Genomic DNA, 18,016 nt, shown 5'->3' on the forward strand with positions numbered 1-18,016 from the left:
TAGGAAAACGAATTCTTAGAGGTCTGTACCGAACTGCTCAAGGATGGCTCATCAATGCAGACTGTAATGGAGCCTGCAACATCATGAGAAAGGTAAGCACAAAGCTCAATATCGATTTGAGTGGAGTGTGTAGAGGGGCTGTGGCAGCCCCTTCTAAGGTCAAGTTAGGGCAGATTGGTTTTGCTCTAGCCTAACTTAGAGAAGCCTCGCCGTTCCACGGCGGGGAGTGTCACATCCTCTATAAGTGCTGGCTCATTTGCGGAGCGCCCTTTAGATGACGTACTGCTTGGGAATTCTCACCACATCGGGGTTAGTGATGGCGGCAGACTCTCGCACCAATGCGGGAGTGGATTATATTTCCACCTATCAAAAACTCTTTGACTTTTCGGTGCCCGGTGAGCGGGTGATTGTCATTTGTACAGCGGGCAATCTCTCGATTACTCAAGAAGTATTGACGCTGATCCGCCGCGATCTGAAGGGGCAGTTAGAGCATAGCCTGAATACCCTACCCAATATGTACGAAGTGGTGCGCTATGTGGGCAGCAAGCTGCGGGAGGTGAGCGATACCCATCGGCCATGGTTAAGCAAGGATAATATCGACCACCAGTGTACATTTTTGGTAGGGGGGCAAATTCGCGGTGAAGAACCCTTTTTATACCTCATTTACAGCCAAGGCAATTTCCTGCAAGCCACCCCAGAAACCCCGTTCCTCCAAATTGGCGAAACCAAGTATGGCAAACCAATTCTAGACCGGACACTGCGGTTTGACACACCAGTGGATGCTGCGGCAAAGTATGCCTTGCTGTCCTTAGACTCAACCATGAAATCGAATATTTCCGTGGGGCCGCCCCTCGATTTGATTATGTACCGTACCAATAGCTTTGAAATTGGTCACCGCGCAGAATTTGTGTTGGGGGATCCCTTTTTGGTGAAGGTGCGCAAGTTTTGGGAGGCGTCTTTGCGGCGTGCCTTTGAAGAGATGCCAGACATCGAGTGGAATCGCTCTCATTCGTCTCCCTCGTCGTCGATGGTGTTACCTGTCCCGGATGCCATCGCGACGGATTAGGAGCGCGCGTACCCATGGATACAGGGTTGGCACAACAAATTGCAGCATTGGGGCTGGGGCATATTCGGCGGCATCTTTTCCTGTGTGCGGATCAAACAAAGCCGCTTTGCTGCTCTAAGGAGGTAGGACTGGCTGCGTGGGACTATCTGAAGCAACGCCTCAAAGCCTTGGGGCTAGATCAACCCCAGCCCGAGGGATGTATTTTCCGTACTAAGGCGAATTGCTTGCGGGTGTGTCAGCAGGGGCCGATTCTGGTGGTCTATCCCGATGGGGTGTGGTACCACTCCGCAACCCCTGAGGTGATTGAGCGGGTGATTCAGGAGCATGTGCTGGGGGGGCAAATCGTCCAAGAGTATCTGCTGGTGTCACCTGAGCGCGAAACAGGAGGCGATCGCCCCACCAATAGCCCTGATGGGTGATGCGAACGGGGGTGCCTTCTTGCAGCTGACCTGAATCACTCTGGTGCTGCTGGGGGTCAAAGGGGACAATGGCTCCCACCTCGCCAATAGGCGTCACACCCCACTGGTCTAGTAGCTGAAAGATGGGTTTGACAAGGGGCAAGATGCGCTGGGCAGGGGCAGCCGGGTTTTGGGTGGCCGCATGAGCTGCCGTGGGCCAAAAGCGCAAAAACGGCTCTAGGGTGTGCAGGGCACGGTACTGGAGGTCAGCCTCGATCGCCGGGGCATCGTAGAGCCACTGCCAAAAGGCTAAAGGAGACAGTGACAAGATTCGGGCAAGTTGCTCAAGGGTCTCAAGGCGCAGCCGTTGCAGATCCCCAACCCAGATGGCATGGCTTTGGGCACGGGTAAAGCCATAGCGGCGCAGATGACTTTTGCAGGTAATGCCAAGGCTGGCAAGACGGGACTGGAGTTTGCTCGCAGGGTGCATAGTTACATGAGTCGCTGACCGCTGTGATCATCAAAGAAATGCAGGTGGGCTGGGTCGGGGTGCAGGTACAGGCGATCGCCGCGGCCAATGGCATGGTGGCCACTGAGCCGCACCCGCCATGGGGTTGCACTGTGCTCGAGGTGAACCGTCAGCCCTGTTTCGTGGCCGAGGGATTCGACGAAAGCAACCTCAACTGCAATGGCTGATTCAGTAGCGGTTCCTAAGCGTAAATGTTCAGGGCGGATGCCGAGCCACACTTGCCTTTCGCGGCAGGCACCGAAGAGAGCCTGCTGTTCTTGGGTGAGGGGATATTGCCATCCGTTGGCTTGGATGCCAGTCGCTGTCACACTCACCGCTAAAAAGTTCATGGGAGGAGAGCCAATAAACTCAGCAACAAAGCGATTGGCGGGGTGTTGATACAGTTCAAGGGGAGCAGCAATTTGCTGAATTTTGCCTTGATTGAGCACGACGATGCGATCGCCCATGGTCATGGCCTCGGTTTGATCATGGGTGACATAGAGAGTGGTGACCCCTAGCTGCTGCTGGAGTTGAACAATTTGACCACGGGTTTCGGTGCGCAGCTTCGCATCCAGATTGGAGAGGGGTTCATCCATTAAAAAAACCTGTGGATTGCGAGCCATGGCTCGCCCCAGCGCCACCCGCTGTTTCTGACCGCCGGAGAGTTGTTTGGGGTAGCGCCACAGCAAATGGTCAATTTGCAACATCTGGGCAATGGTGACGACCCGCTGATGGATCGCACGCTCCCGGGCAAAGGAACATTGCAATCCCTTGGGCAGTGGGCGGGTCCAGCGGGTGAGGGTGGCCTCAAGCGGGGCAGGCAGGAGACTGCCGACATTGATTTGGGGGCTGCGACGCAGGCCAAACGCTAAATTGTCATAGACCGTCAGGTGGGGGTACAGGGCATAGCTTTGAAAGACCATGGCAATGTCGCGGGCTTTGGGAGGTAGGCCATTGACGATGCGATCGCCCACCCAGATGGTTCCCTGCGTCGGCTGATCTAAGCCAGCGATTAAGCGCAGTAACGTACTTTTGCCACAGCCAGACGGCCCCACCAATACTAAGAACTCCCCCGCGGCGATCGTGAGATCAATGCTGTCAAGAACGGTGACCTCACCGCCCCGCTGCGGATCGCGATACATTTTTGTTAGTTGTTCAAGCCGTACACCACTCACGATCGCTATCCTTCTTTGACCATGCGGGCAATCGTTTCCGCCCGTAGGTAGGGGTCAGGGCCAAAGGGTAGAATCTCATAGACGTCATTTTCTGGCAAGCGCATGAGTTGCACAGAGTCCTCGTCCCGGTAAATGACATAAACCCCCGCTGGCCACGTCTTAGCACTGCGAACCGGCACTGGCACATCGCGGCGTTCCTCCCCCGCGCAGGCGAGCCGCACCACAGTAGTCTTTGGCCGGTAAACAACCTGCTCCTCACCGGTTTGGCGATCGCGAGTGCGCTTAAACAAGAAGCGATCGAGCGCCCGCGGCAGAATTTCTGTTTCTGTGCCCCCAAGCTCTAAATTGAGATCAAGGAGCTGATCCTCTAGGGTGTATTCAATGATCTGCGGTTCTGGCCTTAATGGTTGTGAATGCACTTCCGTTGTTTCAGCAGTGGCGGTGGTGGCCGCTGGTTTCACCTTTTGGACAATCTGGCTGATGTATTCCAAGTCCACCGTTGTTACTTTTTTGAAGGTGACAAACCACGAGAGCAAACTCAGGGCGATCGCCGGCTCAAGGGCAGTGATAAAGCCGTCCAAATCCAGATCATCCAGCCGAATCGCCCTCAGGGCAGCCTCGGTCTGACCCAGTACGACTGCTTCATCAAGCACAGTTAATCGCTTCAGGCTACTATAGAGCAAACGCAGATCAATCGTTTCTTGACTGCCCTGGGTAGAAATGCGGTAGGTAATGTCGTAGAGCCAATCTAGCGTGACAATATCATGGCTGAGCATCCATAGGGCAACGTTAAACGCCGTTTGGGGAAAGGCCGCTTGGGCAATACTCTTGACAATCACTTGGGCGCGATCGCGGCTTAGCAGGGCAAGCAGCGCATCCTGCTTCTCAGCCTTGGTTGTGAGAGCACCATAACCAAGGAGGGCATTAAATAGCTCTTGGTCGCTGGGGAGCAACCGTACGGCAGCCGGGGGAGTCATATGCAATAGGTTACCCAAACGCTCCGAAGAATATAGCTGGTTAATTGCACTCTTCCTCGCTTCGCCTAGAAGAGGATGCCTCAGGGGTTTACTCCAATATGGAATTAGGTTGTTACGCCTATCACGCAATCAATCGCTGATCTTTTTTGCTCAAGTAACTCGCTGTTGTAAAAAGGGAGTAAGTTTATTTTACCGTCAAACCGCCAGCCTAAGACAGCTAAGCGACAAGCTCCAAATCCCCCTAAAAAGCTTGATGAATTCCCTATGGCCGATGCTTCCATTCACACCCAGTTCGGATATTTTTTTAAGCACGGTCAAACCACAAGACCTTAATCACGCTACCACCCACTAGCGTCACCCATGGATTGCAGTACGCCCATGATTTGCTTGGCTTCACTAGCTGTTATCGGCTCACTCATGGTTATCTCCCTGAGGTTTACAGCCATGTGTCTTAAGCTTAGCTTCAGTAGCCTCCCCAGCAATGAACTACCCCGCCCCAAGCAGCGGGGTATCAGAATTGAAAACTAGAGTCTCTCATCCCGACGTCCTGCGGACAGAGGGCGGGGCTTCTCCGTAGATTAGCTAACCCTCCTAGGGCTGTTCTGAGTCCCTGAACAGGGTGTGACTATCCTTGAAAAGTGTAGTCGTTATGAGTATGATTTATATAGAAAGTCTAGAAAGTCATGCTGACTCCGATCCACCAAACCGGAGTTCATTGGTTGAGGGGTCAATCTAGACCGTCAGTAATCCTTTAGGAGATGACCATGCTCAACGTTCGACCTGCAGCAACCCGGGGCACGACTCAGTTTGATTGGCTAGAAAGTTACCATAGCTTTTCCTTTGGGCACTACTATGACCCCGACCACATGGGCTTTAGTGTGCTGCGTGTCATCAATGATGATTGCATTGCCCCCGGCCAAGGGTTTGGTATGCATCCCCACCGCGACATGGAAATTATCACCTATATGCTGGCGGGTGCCCTTGAACACAAAGATAGTTTAGGGAATGGTTCGGTCATCCGACGGGGAGATGTGCAACGCATGAGTGCTGGCACGGGGATTCTCCACAGTGAATTTAACCCCTCAACTACTGAACCGAGTCACCTCCTGCAAATTTGGATTCTCCCTAACACAGTGGGACTGCCCCCTAGCTACGAAGAACGGCACTTTGAGGCCAGCGGTAAGCTTGGGCAATGGCAACTGATTGCCTCTGGGCAGGGGGGCGATCGCGCCTTAAAGATTCATCAGGATGTGAACCTTTTTCGCCACTGTGTTAGAGCCTAACCAATCAGTCCCCTACCACTTTGGGGGCGATCGCCGGGGGTGGCTACAGGTTGCCAGCGGCAGTGTGCAGATCCATGGCCTGACCCTCAATACCGGTGATGGCCTCGCCATTGACCAAGAACCCCAACTCTTGGCTGAAGGGATCAGCAGCGCGGAGCTTCTCCTGTTTGACGTGCCTGCAAGCCCTGAGGGGTCACTGTAGAATGGGGCAAGATAGAGCAACGCCACCCCTGAGTTCAAGACTACTCACACTGCCAACCTGTACTCATACTGAGTATGTTTCAAGAATCTTACAACCCACCCACCATAATGGAGGCTGAAATGACCACTACAACGACGTTGAAAGAGCAGGTCTTAATGACCCTCAAACGCCAACAAGCCAATGCCCTCGTCCTGTACTTAAACTACAAAAAGTATCACTGGCTTACCTATGGCCCACTGTTCCGTGAGTTGCACCTGCTGTTTGAGGAGCAAGGCGCAGCCGTATTTGCCAGCATCGATGAACTGGCAGAGCGCAGCTTAATCCTAGACGGTCAACCCGTGGCCGACCCAGCAGACTACTTGGGGACGGCAACTGTGACCCCTTCTAGTGGCCAATTGACGGTCAAGGCCATGATTGAAGAGGCGATCGCCAACCATGAGTTGATCATCACCGAAATGCACCAAGATGCGGATGTGGCCACAGAAGCCGGGGATATTGGCACTGCGGATCTCTATACCCGCTTGGTGCAAACCCACCAAAAACACCGTTGGTTTCTCAAGGAGCTACTCGCCAAGGGTGACGGTTTAGTGAGCTAAGACGTGCATCGGCAGGAGCCGCCCTCAGGCCTCCTGCGGGTGCCAGTTAACTCGTGGCGGCTGGGTCTCAAGAGTTTTGGGGCGCCAAATAATAAGCCGATGATGAGATTCGAACTCACGACCGCTCGATTACGAATCGAGTGCTCTACCACTGAGCTACATCGGCTTGCAAAAGCATAGATCATCCTAACACGATCGCCCCGTGTCAACCAGATCAGTCCGAAAATCTGGCGATCGCTCCCTTGTTTCATCTTGCCCCAAGGGATACAATGGATGATTGTGTTAATTAACGAGTTAAGAAAATCACTTGGCAAACGTTGTCGTTGTTGGTGCCCAGTGGGGCGACGAAGGTAAGGGTAAAATTACCGATCTCCTGAGTAAGTCTGCCGATGTGGTGGTGCGCTATCAGGGGGGGGTAAACGCAGGTCATACCATTGTTGTCAATGACCAGACCCTGAAACTACACCTCATTCCCTCGGGAATTCTCTACCCCGATACCCAGTGCATTATTGGTGCTGGAACGGTTGTGGATCCGAAGGTCTTGCTCGAAGAGATTGAGCAACTCGAACGCCTAGGCGTAGCCACAGCAAATTTGCTCATTGCGGAAACAGCACACGTTACGATGCCCTACCATCGCCAACTGGATATTGCCGCCGAGGAGCGGCGCGGCTCCCGGCGCATTGGCACCACAGGGCGTGGCATTGGCCCCACCTATGCCGACAAGTCGGAACGTACTGGCTTGCGAATGCTCGATCTGCTGGATGCCGACCAGTTAGCTACCAAGTTAGAGTGGGCGATCGCCCAAAAGAACCTCATCCTTGAAAAGCTCTACGGCCTTGAGCCACTAGAGCCGCAACCCATCATTGAGGAGTATCTCGATTACGGTCAGCGGTTGCGGTCCCACATTATCGATGGCTCTTTGTACATCGATGATGCCATTCGCCGTAAGCGCAACATCCTGTTTGAAGGTGCCCAAGGGACGCTGCTTGACTTGGATCATGGAACGTATCCCTACGTCACCTCCTCCAACCCCGTTGCTGGGGGTGCCTGTGTCGGCGCAGGCATTGGCCCCACCATGGTGGATCGGGTGATTGGGGTGGCAAAGGCCTATACAACTCGTGTGGGGGAAGGGCCGTTTCCAACCGAGCTAGTGGATGAGGTGGGAGAATGCTTGGGCAAGCGCGGTGCAGAATTTGGCACCACCACTGGGCGGCCGCGGCGTTGTGGATGGTTTGATGCGGTCATTGGCCGCTATGCGGTTCGGATTAACGGCCTCGACTGCTTGGCCATTACCAAACTCGATGTATTAGACGAGCTGCCAGAAATTAAAGTGTGTGTGGCCTACGATATTGATGGCGAGCGCTGCGAACACTTTCCCAGTAATGCCGCAAAGTTTGCCCGCTGCCAACCGATTTATGAGACGTTGCCCGGGTGGCAGCAGTCCACGAGTCACTGCCGGTCCTTGGAGGATTTACCCAAGGCGGCACTGAACTATCTTAAGTTTTTGGCTGAGATTATGTCTGTGCCCATCGCTATTGTCTCGTTGGGGGCAGAGCGCAGCCAAACCATCATTGTTGAGGATCCGATTCACGGTCCGAAGCGGGCGCTCCTCAAAGATGATGGCACCCAAGTCAACTCTGTTCTCTCGTAAATAACCCTCCGGAGTGTACGTATGCCCCGTTCCTTAGCAATTGAATGCCATCTGCGGCCTGAACATAGCAAGCCTAATGCTCTGCGGCGATCGGGTAAAACCCCGGCAGTGCTCTACGGCCACAATGGGAGTGAGTCGGTGTCCTTGGTGGTGGATACTCGCGCCGCGGAATTTCTAGTGCGGGATGCCCGAGTTCAAAAAACCGCGATCGCCCTGTCTATTCCCGATCTGCAATGGCAAGGCACAGTTGTGTTGCAAGAGGTTCAAGCGCATCCAGCTCGCGATACCCTCTACCATCTGTCATTTTTTGCGAAGGCAGCAAACTAGCGCTCCAAGAGACTTTGCGGAATTTGCTATAGTGGAGGGTATGTTAAGTAATTGTTAACAATGCCAGCCACCCTTCTTCGTTCTGCGGAACTTGCCCAACTCAACTATACCCCGGACGGCGATCGCTTCGATGCCTCGTGGGAGGCTCTCCTTTCGACCCTCCTCGGCCTTGGACGGGCGGCAGGAGCCGATCTTGTCGAATTTTTTCTGGAGCGGAACCATTATTTAGGGGTATTGGTTGAAGATGATCGCCTTACCAGTGTGTCTCCCCGAGTGAGTTTAGGAGCAGGTATTCGCGTGTTTCGCGGCACCAGTGACTGTTACGTAAGCACCAATGATCTGAGCTTTCAGGGGTTACGGGTCGCCCTCGAAAAAGCCTTGGGGTTAATGGGGCTGCTGCTCCCCAGTGCCCATGCCTACGTGCCAGAAATTCACCTCGAGTTATTGCGGGACTACAGCCAAGGGGAAAAAGAAGGGTGGCGCAGTGGCTGTAGTCCGATGGCCGAAGTGGCCGAGGTGCTGCTGGCCGGTAGCGATCGCCTACGGCAGACCACGACCCATCTGCAATCTCGCCGCTTAAGCTATTTCCGGGATTGGCAGGAAGTGATGGTAGCCGCCAGTGATGGTACCTTTGCCCGTGATATTCGCCTCACGCAGTCAGCCGTTGCCTCGGTGCTCTGTGCCGATGGGGATCACCGCGCGTCCATTGGCGATCGCAGCGGCGATACAGGTAACCCCAACTTCCTGCGCCAGTGGGACTACAGCACCTTGGCCGAGAACGTGGCCGAAGCCGCAGGTAACATGCTCTACGCTAATTATGTCGAATCCGGCACCTATCCCGTCATCATGGCCAATCAGTTTGGGGGGGTCATTTTTCATGAAGCCTGTGGTCACCTGCTAGAAACCACTCAAATTGAGCGGGGCACCACCCCATTTGCACAGCAAAAAGGCCAGCGCATTGCCCACGAAAACCTAACAGCATGGGATGAGGGTATCTCCCTAGGAGCGTTTGGCAGTATCGCCATGGACGATGAAGGGATGCCCGCCCAGCGCACCCTCCTCATTGAAAACGGCATCCTCAAAAATTTCCTGAGTGATCGCGCTGGTTCCATGCGCACGGGGCACCCCCGCACTGGCAGCGGTCGCCGTCAAAGCTATGCCTACGCAGCGGCCTCACGGATGCGCAACACCTACATTGCTCCAGGGGAGGCTAGTGTTGCGGATCTAATTGCCTCTGTGGATCGCGGTATTTACTGTAAACGAATGGGGGGCGGCAGCGTTGGTGCCACCGGCCAGTTCAACTTTGCCGTTGATGAAGCCTACTGGATTGAAAATGGTACCATCAAACAGCCGCTCAAAGGGGCAACCCTCATTGGTGAGGCCAACGAGATCCTGCAGCGAATTTCGATGTCCGCTAATGATTTAGCCCTAGCACCGGGATTTTGTGGCTCTGTGAGTGGCAGTATCTATGTCACTGTTGGGCAACCCCATATCAAAGTGGATGCGATTACCGTGGGGGGGCGTTAAGCTAGATTGATTACTCAGGGTTATCAGTCTGAGTAAAAATACCTAAAGATTTTATATGTGAATTTTTGTGACTCTGATTACATTATGATGAGATCAGAGAGGAAGTGATAGCGGCTCCTCAGTAGGCTCGACAACCCTCACCACGTGCTTAGCTGTTTTCACTTTCTTTCTGAGACAAAAATCATTGGACTGAATGACCAGTAGCTTACTGGTCTTTTTTTTGCCCTTCGACGAGAATGATGAGGTTCTTCCGATGCTCGCCTCTCTTTGGACGTGCTCCTCTGCATCGACTATAGTGAGAATGAGAGTGAGACTCAGCCATGATTTGCTGGCAACGACAGATTTATCGGCTAGGACTATCGGGCAGCGTCCTTGGCTTGCTACTGGCCACCAGCGCTCAGGCTCTACCGTTACCAGACCATTTTTACCGAGCGATCGCCAACCAAGACTGGGGCAGCGCGATCGCAATTCTTGATCAAGTGATCCAAGCCAACCCACAGCAGGCCAGTGCCCTACGGAGCTATCGCCAAGAATTGGTGCGTCTGCAACACCTACCGCGATCCGCCACTGTGGGACACACAGCGGTGATGACTAGCCCCAGTGGCATTGCCCCCATCGTGCGGCGACAGAATGGCATTCCAGTGATTCAAGTCACATTTAACCGGCGGTTGCGCTTTKAGATGATGGTGGACTCAGGTGCCAGCATGACAGTGATTACGCGACCCATGGCGCGTGCGTTGGGGATCACCCCTGCCCAAGTCATCGATAACTTGACATTTCATACGGCCAACGGCACGGTGGTGTTGCCCATTGTCTATGTTCAATCGATTAGTGTGGCTGGGCTGCACCGCAATCGTGTTCCTGTGGCGATCGCTGGGGCTGAGATGCCCCTAGGCTTACTAGGGCAAGATTTTCTGCAGAATTATGATGTCAGCTTACGGCAAGACCATATTTACTTTCAGCGACGTTAGGAGGTGCCAGTGCTGGATACAGTGGTTCTAGCTAGCCACAACAAAGGCAAAATTCATGAATTTCAGGTAGTTCTTAAGGAATGGATTGAGACAGTCCTGCCCCTMCCTGCCGGTATCGAGATTCCTGAAACCGCCGACTCATTCCATGGCAATGCCTGCCTCAAGGCGACTACCGCCGCTCAGCGCCTAGGACAATGGGCGATCGCCGACGACTCAGGGTTAGCGGTACACGCCCTTCAGGGTGCCCCCGGCATCTACTCTGCTCGTTATGGGGCAACGGATCACGAACGGATTGACCGCCTCCTCAACGAACTGGATGGGGTCAGCGATCGCCGCGCTGAGTTCATCTGCGTCATTGCCCTTGCTCGCCCCGATGGCACGATTGCTGTAACCACAGAAGGGCGCTGCCACGGCGAGATCCTTTGCACCCCCCAAGGTAGCGGTGGCTTTGGCTACGATCCTATTTTTTGGGTGCCGAGTCAACAGCGCACCTTTGCCCAACTCTCCACCGCCGAAAAGCAACAAATTAGTCATCGCGGCCAAGCCTTGCAGCAGTTGCGGACTTATTTTGCCCAGCAGCTCCAGCAAACTCCGTAAATTTACGGTTATACTCTCTTCCTTCAAGTCGCTATTGTAAAGAGATTAGTGTGCTCTCTTAATAGAGATATAGCCTGCTTCAAGGTCTTTGCAGACTGACACAAGCAGGCATTCAGAGGATAGTTCACCTTTGTGTCTTAGCAAAGACCTAGTTGACATCATTTAGCATTATCCTGTTGTCAGGGTGCAGCCTAATCAACGGTCTTGAGGGAGAGCAGTGGCAGAGCTTGGAGAGTTATCTCTAGACACTCTGTAAAGGAAAAAGGCTGTAAGTTCTGGCTAGTCATTCTATGCGGAACCTTCGCTCTTACGCCAAACTTGAATCGCTAATTCCACCGGAAGGAAGAAATCGATGGCAAGTATAATTTAGGTACATAGATATTCCCGCTGTGCCCTCTGCTTTGGCAGTGCCTCCGCCGTTACTCAGTGCAAGATCATGGGCGATCGCGAACTTATTGAACAATTTGTAACAGATCTACTCCAGAAGAATTCGCGAATGCTCTCGAATCGGCACTTGCGGGTTGAGCTAACCTTTGACGAAGTACAACTTATCTCCTACAAAGACGGCATGGTGGCACGGGTTAAAACTGATGCCCCTAATTTAGCCATTGAAGTACGAGACTCATCCCCTTTTCGATTGCTACTCGAAGAAGTCATGGTAGGGCACAACATCTTTCAAGTGGGTATTTCGAAGTCCGCGGGCTTTTTGCGTTACGAACCCCGTACCATTCCTGAAGGCTACCTAGTGCAATATACAGAAGGGGGTGTGCTCTGGAAAGATCGCTGGGCTAGGGGAAAACGGCGCAGTGCCCTCAGTGGTGGGGGGAGTTCTTTGGGGACGGATGCCATGATTCTGTATCGCGGCACATGGTATCCCATCCAGAGTGTGAATGCCGCCAATGGCTTTATATCGGTTCGTACCCTTGGCGGTGAAGCCACCTACAGCGCCTCGGACTTTGTAGTTTGGTTAAAAAAAGAAAAAAGCGAGAGCGAAGAGACCCCAAGCCAAATCACTACCTATAAGATTGGCGAGCGACTCCCTGAAGTGGACAGCGCCCCCACTCGTATTCTTGAAACAACAGAGATCGCTGCTCCAGCTACCCCTACAGTTGAGGAGAATGCAGTTCTGGAACCAATACCCCCGGCGGCAGCCGATACTGACGACCACTCCATTATTGCTCCCCCACCAGTACCAACAGTTGCCGCAACCACCAGTTCCCCACCGGTGGCACCCCAAGGGTATCCGCAGCAGAGCTATGAACCATCAGTGGGCTATCCCCACCCCAGCTACGAGTATTCCCAAGGGTATCCGCAGCAGAGCTATGAACCATCAGTGGGTTACCCCCATCCCAGCTACGAGTATTCTCAAGGGTATCCGCAGCAGAGCTATGAACCATCAGTGGGTTACCCTCATCCCAGCTACGAGTATTCCCAAGGGTATCCGCAGCAGAGCTATGAACCATCAGTGGGTTACCCCCATCCCAGCTATGCCGCAAACTACCCGCCGCAAGCCTATCAGCACATTGATCCGAATATCCAAATGGCACTCACGTACCTGCAATCGAGCTTAGCTTACCTATTGCAGGTGGAACCGAAAAGCCCCCATATCCATGCAGCGATTCGGGCAACCAGTATGGCGATTCAAAACTTACTCAGTATTCTCAACCATTAGCGACTTTCGGCAAGGGGGTGTAAGCGCAGCACGGCTTGCAGCATCGCCCATGCGGTTTTAATCTCCGGTACCCTGATTTCATCCCATTGGCCAGGCTGGCAGTAAAGGTACGGTATCAAGCGGCGTTGCTCTGCCAAGGAGAGTTCCACAAAGCAAATGCCCACCACCACGGCGCGATCGCGCCCCTGTCGCAGTGCCATTAATTGTTTGCAGTCGTACCAGCGCAATTCCGCCGCCAGCCACAAATCCCCTAGCTCACTGGGGGGACAAAACCGAAATTGGCCGCCGTCGGTAGCGACAGCCTTTACCTTACGGGAAGGTTTGCACCGTTCCAACACCAGCCGTGCGCCTCCTTCCGATAGATCAACGGTATGACCAAAATAGCGATCGCCCCCGAGGTATAACTCACAGGGTTCACGGCGCAAGAAGCGGATAAAGCGCCGTTGGGGCACATCAATGGCCACCAGCATACAGATCAGTAGCAGCGACAGGTTATACGCCGACCAAACCATATTCACCGCCAAGCTGTCGGGATTCACAATCGTATCCTGTAAGCTGGAACTGCGATAGATGAGCCCCAAAATTGTAAGAACAGCAACAATCAAGAGGGGGGAAATCAATGGCCAATTGATGTGAATACGATGGGGATCCACAACCCCCTTCGGCGTGACCTTAAAGGTTTTACCGCTAGGGCGGATGAGCGTCCGCACCACTGTTAAGGCCATGGGGAAGCAGATAATCGTCTCATAGACATCAGACCAAAAGGCAGATCTGCGCCCCTCCGTTAACCACGAAAAGGCCATGATATTGCCAAGATAGTAGGGAACATAGAAATAGAGAATTTCATTGATGGTGGCTCGCAGAGGCGCTAAGCCAAAGATTAGAAAGGCGAGGGGCACCACCAAAAACAACACCCGTGGGATAGAGAGAAGCCAGTAGATAAGGCTCAACGCGTGGGAGAGCCGTTGCAAAATCCCCAGATTGGGAGCTGTAAGAAAGTTCCCGCCCAAGAACAGCATTTGCAACGTCCCTTGTCCCCAGCGCAGTCGTTGGTTGATATAGGCACTAATGGTCTCAGGAGACATCCCTGCTGATAGGGCTTCATTGAGGTACTTTACCCGGTAGCCGAGAGCTTGCAGCTTGATGCTGGTCATGTAGTCCTCGGTGATGCTGTCGGTGGGAATGCCGCCAATCTCATCGAGCGCCGAGCGACGAATGACAAAACAGGTACCACAGCAGACCACCGAGTCAAAATAATCCCGACTGGGTTGAATGAAACGAAAGAAGAGGTTTTGCTCATTACTGAGGATGCCCTCTAGCCCTAGGTTCACCGCCACTGGGTCTTCATTGAAGAAGTGTTGCGGGGTTTGCACCAAGGCTGTTTTGGCATCTTGGAAAAAGCCCACGGTACGGGTGAGGAAGTTACGGGTGGGCATAAAATCGGCATCAAACACCGCAATTAACTCACCGCTGAGGCTGGGAAGCGCATGGTTAATGTTACCCGCCTTGGCGTGGCGGTTATCGGGGCGATCGCGATACCCACAGCCTAATTCTGCTGCAAGGGCGCGCACCGCTGGCCGTCGGGTATCATCCAGTAAATAAATGCGTTTGTGGGGATAGTCCATGGCTTGGCAAGCAATGACGGAGCGCCGCAGAATATCCACCCCCTCATTGTAGGTGGGTAAAATCACATCAACCCACGGTACATACTCCCCCCGCAGCACCGCTTGGCTAAGACGATCCGCTTCGGGGCTGCGATCAATAGAAAAAATGCAGTGAAAGAAAAAAGCCACCGTATTGGTAACTGTGAGCAGTTCCGCTAGGAACAGCGCCACAGAGATGCTGCCATTGAGCAGATCATCCAGATTTAAGGTGGCAAATAACCGCCACAACTCGTAGCGAATCCCCAGCACGCCAAGGCCGACACTGATGATCAGCCGTGACCAGAATGTGGGCTTGGGCGATAGCTCTTTGAGTAAAAAGGTAACCGCAAGCCAAACCAATGCTGGCATGAGCAGTGCTTCGGGGGTGGTGCCATCGACGCGAAACGTTACTTGGCCACTATGCCAGAGACCAACGACGTTCGGCCAGAGGTTACGCCAGTCGAGTTGCAGGAGCAGCACCCCCAACAGGGATGCCGCACCAAGCCCAAGTAACCCATCCTCTACGGATAAAGATGACCTGCGCATCCTTAGGAGCCAAAGACAACTTCTACACTCTGGCCAACGCCACAGAAGTTCTGGGCGCTTAGCTCTGGGGGCAAGGTGTCCAGTTGAACATCTACCGCTAGCTCGTTGCGCACTAGATCGGGAGGGGGCACAGCAATATTTTCCCCCACCTCCACTTTGCCAGGGCCACCACGAATGGCACGTACATATCCTTTAATGCGGCGATCGCTACCATCCAGTAGGCGCACTGTGGCGGCCTGACCGACTCGCAGTCGTGCATTATTCCGCTCTGCGACTAAGGCGGTTGCCCACACGTCCTGACAGTCTAGCAGTTTCACAATGGGATCGCCTGCTGCTAGCGGAATTCCTAGGGTACCGGTTTTATGAATTACCGACCAAACCACACTGGTGGTGGGCACGGTAATGGCCGCGGTTCGTTGGAGTTGCAACTGCCGGTTAATGTTGGCAATTTCGCGCTGCAGTTGGGCAATGGTGGTCTCGCGCTCTAGAATCTCGACCTCCAGATCGACCACCTCTAACTGCAAATCAATAAGGCGAATTTGCGGAAAACTAAAGGTGCGAGAGGCATCTAGTTGCAGTCCTTGGCGTGCCGCTTTCAGGGCAATTTGTTGGCGCTGGAGTTCTGCTTGTTTGCTCTCAACAATTTTGGCAGCCTGTTGGGCGCGGGAGACAGCATCATCCGCCAGTTGTCGTGCCACAGCCCCCGATTGGGCTAAACTGCTGTAGCGATCTGCCTCAATGCGGGCAAAGGCAAGGGCTTCTTGGGCTTGCCGTAGTTCGCCGAGACTGCGCCGCACCGCCTCTTGGCCATAGCGGACTTCTAGTGTCTGCTGGCTTTGTTGGTAGCGATCCATTGCCTGAATCAGAGCTTGACGACTCTTGCGTTTGCGCTCGAGGGCTTGGCGCTGACTGCGGGCAACCTGTAAACGGGTTTCTAAATTTTGGCGATCGGTTTCTAACTGTGGGTTGCGATCGTTGCGGATGATGCCAATTTTGGTGCCAGCGGTAAGGGAGTCGCCCGGACGCAGGAAATTTAAGGTTGCGGTTCCCGGAATGGTAGCGTAAAGGGTGATCACCGTACCGTTAAGATACCCGACACGACTGACCACATGGCGCTGCCGCCACCACAGTAAATAAATGGCTAAACCAATGAGAGTCACTCCCAGCCCAATACGTAAAATGCGAAAAACACGGCGGCGCTGGTTAAGCTCGGGCGCTTTAACTGGAGCGGAGGCAGGGGAGGACAGCACTTCCATACAACATCAGGGAAACCACACTTAGAGAGCTGTGTATGAAGAACTCCCGACTGTCATCTCCATTGAGTTAACACAACTCAATAGAAATAGAAAGCGGGCTTTACGCTTCACACACTTGCCCGTACAGAGGCCTTGGCGTGCTGCCACCGTGCGACCCACAGCGGAGACACATCAGGGAAACTCTCCAGAGATTTAATTTTTCTATAGTCTATTGTACACACGAGTCTATTGTACCCATGCCAGACACTCTGTGTGTCCTCAGATGATCCATAACTAACACGGCGCCAGACCAAAGCTTGGGAATTCATTCATCCCGTAGAAATTCTTGGAACTGTTCACCATTGCATGACTGAGCTACGGGCGTGACCGAGATGACCGTTTTGAGGCTCATGGCTCTAATGATATTGACACGCTTGCTTCGGTACACCCCGTCAAAGTCATCGGCTCGTGTTCCCTTCAGACGCCGAGCCATGTCTCGCATGATGCCGATGCATATCCCTATCTCAGCAGACGTCACAAGGTGCGTCCGTCAATCGAGAGCTAAGGCAGCCATGAAAACACTCTCTTCCTAAAACACCATGAAAATAGAGTGTACCCACTTATTAAGGAATCGGCTGTATTATTTGAAGTTTCAAAAAGTATCTGTTCCCCTTTAATTCATGGCTCCATTCAGTAATGTCGCAATGTCTTTTAACGGTAGCAAGCTACAATAGCAAACTAACACAACCCTGTGGTGCCCGTGGAGCGCATCCTACTCTTAGAAGACGAAACCGAATTAGCGGAACCGTTAGGGCGAGTGCTACACCAAGAAGGGTATTGGGTTGACTTGGCCCATGATGGTACAACTGCCCACACCTATTGGCAAACTCAACGCCCCTACAGCCTGCTGATTTTAGATTGGATGGTGCCCCCGCCAACGGGGCTGGAACTCTGTACCCTGTTGCGCCAAGCAGGGGATGACACGCCCGTCCTTTTTCTGACGGCTCGTGACACCCTCGATGATCGGGTTTGTGGTCTCGATGCTGGTGCGGATGACTACTTGGTCAAACCTTTTGAATTGCGGGAGCTGCTGGCACGAGTGCGGGCACTACTACGGCGGCGACAAAGCACTCCGAGTACAGTGCTATGTTGGCAGGATTTACGGCTTGATCTCGACAATCGCCTTGCCTACCGTGGCCAACAGTGCGTTAGCCTCTCTGAAAAAGAGATGACCTTGCTGGCACTGTTCCTACAACACCCAACCGAGCTGCTGACCCATGAGTTTATTGCCAAGCAGTTGTGGCCGGGGCAACGGGTGGTGAATCGCAATCTGTTGGCAGCACAAATTCGCCTGCTCCGGCGTAAAATTGAGCACCCCGGTGAGCCTTCCCTGATCCAAACAATTTACGGTCAAGGCTACTGCCTCCGGCCTCTTGCCAGTGCCCAGTAAACCACCCTCAGCTTGTCAAGGCTATCCAGTCGGTCGATGAGCCTCAAGCGTCTTTGGCATAGGGTTCATTTCAACGTCAAACCGCTAGGGAATCGCAGTTGGGGGCGATCGCCACCACAGTCGAAGCTACAACGTCTTTACCCCAAAGCCGCTAGTGGCACCCTAGAATGGGGTATTGGAGACTGACGACAC

Annotated in this window: 16 protein-coding genes, 1 tRNA gene and 2 pseudogenes; 12 read left to right on the forward strand and 7 right to left on the reverse strand. The window is 53.4% G+C overall.

Annotation, left to right across the window (positions count from 1 at the left end):
* Window positions 1–194, forward strand: a pseudogene (locus tag L5220_RS09435) (hypothetical protein); the annotation flags it as partial.
* An 80-nt stretch (window positions 195–274) separates the two neighbouring features.
* On the forward strand, window positions 275–1,066 hold the full coding sequence (locus tag L5220_RS09440) for a proteasome-type protease (protein WP_448514299.1): 792 nt from the start codon (window positions 275–277) through the stop codon (window positions 1,064–1,066).
* 210 nt (window positions 1,067–1,276) lie between these two features.
* Here L5220_RS09440 and L5220_RS09445 read toward each other — a convergent pair whose 3' ends face one another.
* The 3 genes from L5220_RS09445 to L5220_RS09455 are packed head-to-tail and all read right to left on the reverse strand — an operon-like array spanning window position 1,277 to window position 4,124.
* Window positions 1,277–1,954: a hypothetical protein gene (locus L5220_RS09445; RefSeq protein WP_499573216.1), complete on the reverse strand. Its 678-nt coding sequence runs from the start codon at window positions 1,952–1,954 to the stop codon at window positions 1,277–1,279.
* Window positions 1,955–1,956: 2 nt separating this feature from the next.
* On the reverse strand, window positions 1,957–3,147 hold the full coding sequence (locus L5220_RS09450; RefSeq protein WP_499573218.1) for an ABC transporter ATP-binding protein: 1,191 nt from the start codon (window positions 3,145–3,147) through the stop codon (window positions 1,957–1,959).
* A 5-nt stretch (window positions 3,148–3,152) separates the two neighbouring features.
* Complete coding sequence (locus tag L5220_RS09455) at window positions 3,153–4,124, reverse strand: HD domain-containing protein (RefSeq protein ID WP_499573220.1); 972 nt, start codon at window positions 4,122–4,124, stop codon at window positions 3,153–3,155.
* Window positions 4,125–4,888: 764 nt separating this feature from the next.
* Between L5220_RS09455 and L5220_RS09460 the strand changes: the two are divergent.
* Window positions 4,889–5,609: pseudogene (locus tag L5220_RS09460) on the forward strand (pirin family protein).
* A 119-nt stretch (window positions 5,610–5,728) separates the two neighbouring features.
* The gene (locus L5220_RS09465; protein ID WP_099799908.1) at window positions 5,729–6,205 is read left to right on the forward strand and encodes a Dps family protein; all 477 of its coding nucleotides are present in this window, start codon (window positions 5,729–5,731) and stop codon (window positions 6,203–6,205) included.
* A gap of 94 nt (window positions 6,206–6,299) precedes the next feature.
* Here the strand turns inward: L5220_RS09465 and L5220_RS09470 are convergent.
* A tRNA-Thr gene (locus L5220_RS09470) sits at window positions 6,300–6,371 on the reverse strand.
* A 141-nt stretch (window positions 6,372–6,512) separates the two neighbouring features.
* On the opposite strand from L5220_RS09470, the gene L5220_RS09475 reads away from it, so the two are divergent.
* The 6 genes from L5220_RS09475 (at window position 6,513) to L5220_RS09500 (ending at window position 12,950) form a co-directional block, all read left to right on the forward strand.
* On the forward strand, window positions 6,513–7,856 hold the full coding sequence (locus L5220_RS09475; RefSeq protein WP_448533138.1) for an adenylosuccinate synthase: 1,344 nt from the start codon (window positions 6,513–6,515) through the stop codon (window positions 7,854–7,856).
* 21 nt (window positions 7,857–7,877) lie between these two features.
* Window positions 7,878–8,183 (forward strand): 50S ribosomal protein L25, encoded by a 306-nt coding sequence (gene rplY / locus L5220_RS09480; protein WP_099799164.1) that lies wholly within the window; start codon window positions 7,878–7,880, stop codon window positions 8,181–8,183.
* A gap of 60 nt (window positions 8,184–8,243) precedes the next feature.
* Window positions 8,244–9,710, forward strand: coding sequence for a TldD/PmbA family protein (locus L5220_RS09485; RefSeq protein ID WP_499573222.1), 1,467 nt, complete (start codon window positions 8,244–8,246; stop codon window positions 9,708–9,710).
* Window positions 9,711–10,030: 320 nt separating this feature from the next.
* Window positions 10,031–10,681, forward strand: coding sequence for a retropepsin-like aspartic protease family protein (locus tag L5220_RS09490; protein WP_499573224.1), 651 nt, complete (start codon window positions 10,031–10,033; stop codon window positions 10,679–10,681).
* Between the two features lie 12 nt (window positions 10,682–10,693).
* Window positions 10,694–11,278 (forward strand): RdgB/HAM1 family non-canonical purine NTP pyrophosphatase, encoded by a 585-nt coding sequence (rdgB, locus tag L5220_RS09495; protein WP_499573273.1) that lies wholly within the window; start codon window positions 10,694–10,696, stop codon window positions 11,276–11,278.
* A 436-nt stretch (window positions 11,279–11,714) separates the two neighbouring features.
* Window positions 11,715–12,950: a hypothetical protein gene (locus L5220_RS09500; protein ID WP_499573226.1), complete on the forward strand. Its 1,236-nt coding sequence runs from the start codon at window positions 11,715–11,717 to the stop codon at window positions 12,948–12,950.
* On the opposite strand, the gene L5220_RS09505 is transcribed toward L5220_RS09500, so the two are convergent.
* The 3 genes from L5220_RS09505 to L5220_RS09515 form a co-directional block, all read right to left on the reverse strand.
* Window positions 12,947–15,139, reverse strand: coding sequence for a glycosyltransferase family 2 protein (locus L5220_RS09505; protein WP_499573228.1), 2,193 nt, complete (start codon window positions 15,137–15,139; stop codon window positions 12,947–12,949). The genes L5220_RS09500 and L5220_RS09505 overlap by 4 nt on opposite strands.
* 2 nt (window positions 15,140–15,141) lie before the next feature.
* Window positions 15,142–16,395, reverse strand: a complete 1,254-nt coding sequence (locus L5220_RS09510; protein ID WP_499573230.1) for an HlyD family secretion protein — start codon at window positions 16,393–16,395, stop codon at window positions 15,142–15,144.
* Between the two features lie 304 nt (window positions 16,396–16,699).
* Complete coding sequence (locus L5220_RS09515; protein WP_499573232.1) at window positions 16,700–16,867, reverse strand: hypothetical protein; 168 nt, start codon at window positions 16,865–16,867, stop codon at window positions 16,700–16,702.
* A 258-nt stretch (window positions 16,868–17,125) separates the two neighbouring features.
* Between L5220_RS09515 and L5220_RS09520 the strand changes: the two genes are divergently transcribed.
* Both L5220_RS09520 and L5220_RS09525 read left to right on the forward strand, forming a co-directional pair.
* Complete coding sequence (locus L5220_RS09520) at window positions 17,126–17,824, forward strand: response regulator transcription factor (RefSeq protein WP_499500109.1); 699 nt, start codon at window positions 17,126–17,128, stop codon at window positions 17,822–17,824.
* A 36-nt stretch (window positions 17,825–17,860) separates the two neighbouring features.
* Window positions 17,861–18,010: a hypothetical protein gene (locus L5220_RS09525; RefSeq protein ID WP_499573234.1), complete on the forward strand. Its 150-nt coding sequence runs from the start codon at window positions 17,861–17,863 to the stop codon at window positions 18,008–18,010.
* Window positions 18,011–18,016 lie beyond the last annotated feature (6 nt).

This window comes from Synechococcus sp. PCC 6716, from assembly GCF_022570815.1.
Taxonomy (GTDB): Bacteria; Cyanobacteriota; Cyanobacteriia; order Thermosynechococcales; family Thermosynechococcaceae; genus Thermosynechococcus; species Thermosynechococcus lividus.

Bases quoted from the DNA above. Each gene is read 5' to 3' on its own strand.
- L5220_RS09440 (WP_448514299.1), top strand. From the start codon at position 275: ATGACGTACTGCTTGGGAATTCTCACCACATCGGGGTTAGTGATGGCG.
- L5220_RS09445 (WP_499573216.1), bottom strand. From the start codon at position 1,954: ATGCACCCTGCGAGCAAACTCCAGTCCCGTCTTGCCAGCCTTGGCATT.
- L5220_RS09455 (WP_499573220.1), bottom strand. From the start codon at position 4,124: ATGACTCCCCCGGCTGCCGTACGGTTGCTCCCCAGCGACCAAGAGCTA.
- L5220_RS09465 (WP_099799908.1), top strand. From the start codon at position 5,729: ATGACCACTACAACGACGTTGAAAGAGCAGGTCTTAATGACCCTCAAA.
- rplY (WP_099799164.1), top strand. From the start codon at position 7,878: ATGCCCCGTTCCTTAGCAATTGAATGCCATCTGCGGCCTGAACATAGC.
- L5220_RS09485 (WP_499573222.1), top strand. From the start codon at position 8,244: ATGCCAGCCACCCTTCTTCGTTCTGCGGAACTTGCCCAACTCAACTAT.
- L5220_RS09500 (WP_499573226.1), top strand. From the start codon at position 11,715: ATGGGCGATCGCGAACTTATTGAACAATTTGTAACAGATCTACTCCAG.
- L5220_RS09505 (WP_499573228.1), bottom strand. From the start codon at position 15,139: ATGCGCAGGTCATCTTTATCCGTAGAGGATGGGTTACTTGGGCTTGGT.
- L5220_RS09510 (WP_499573230.1), bottom strand. From the start codon at position 16,395: ATGGAAGTGCTGTCCTCCCCTGCCTCCGCTCCAGTTAAAGCGCCCGAG.
- L5220_RS09515 (WP_499573232.1), bottom strand. From the start codon at position 16,867: ATGGCTCGGCGTCTGAAGGGAACACGAGCCGATGACTTTGACGGGGTG.
- L5220_RS09525 (WP_499573234.1), top strand. From the start codon at position 17,861: ATGAGCCTCAAGCGTCTTTGGCATAGGGTTCATTTCAACGTCAAACCG.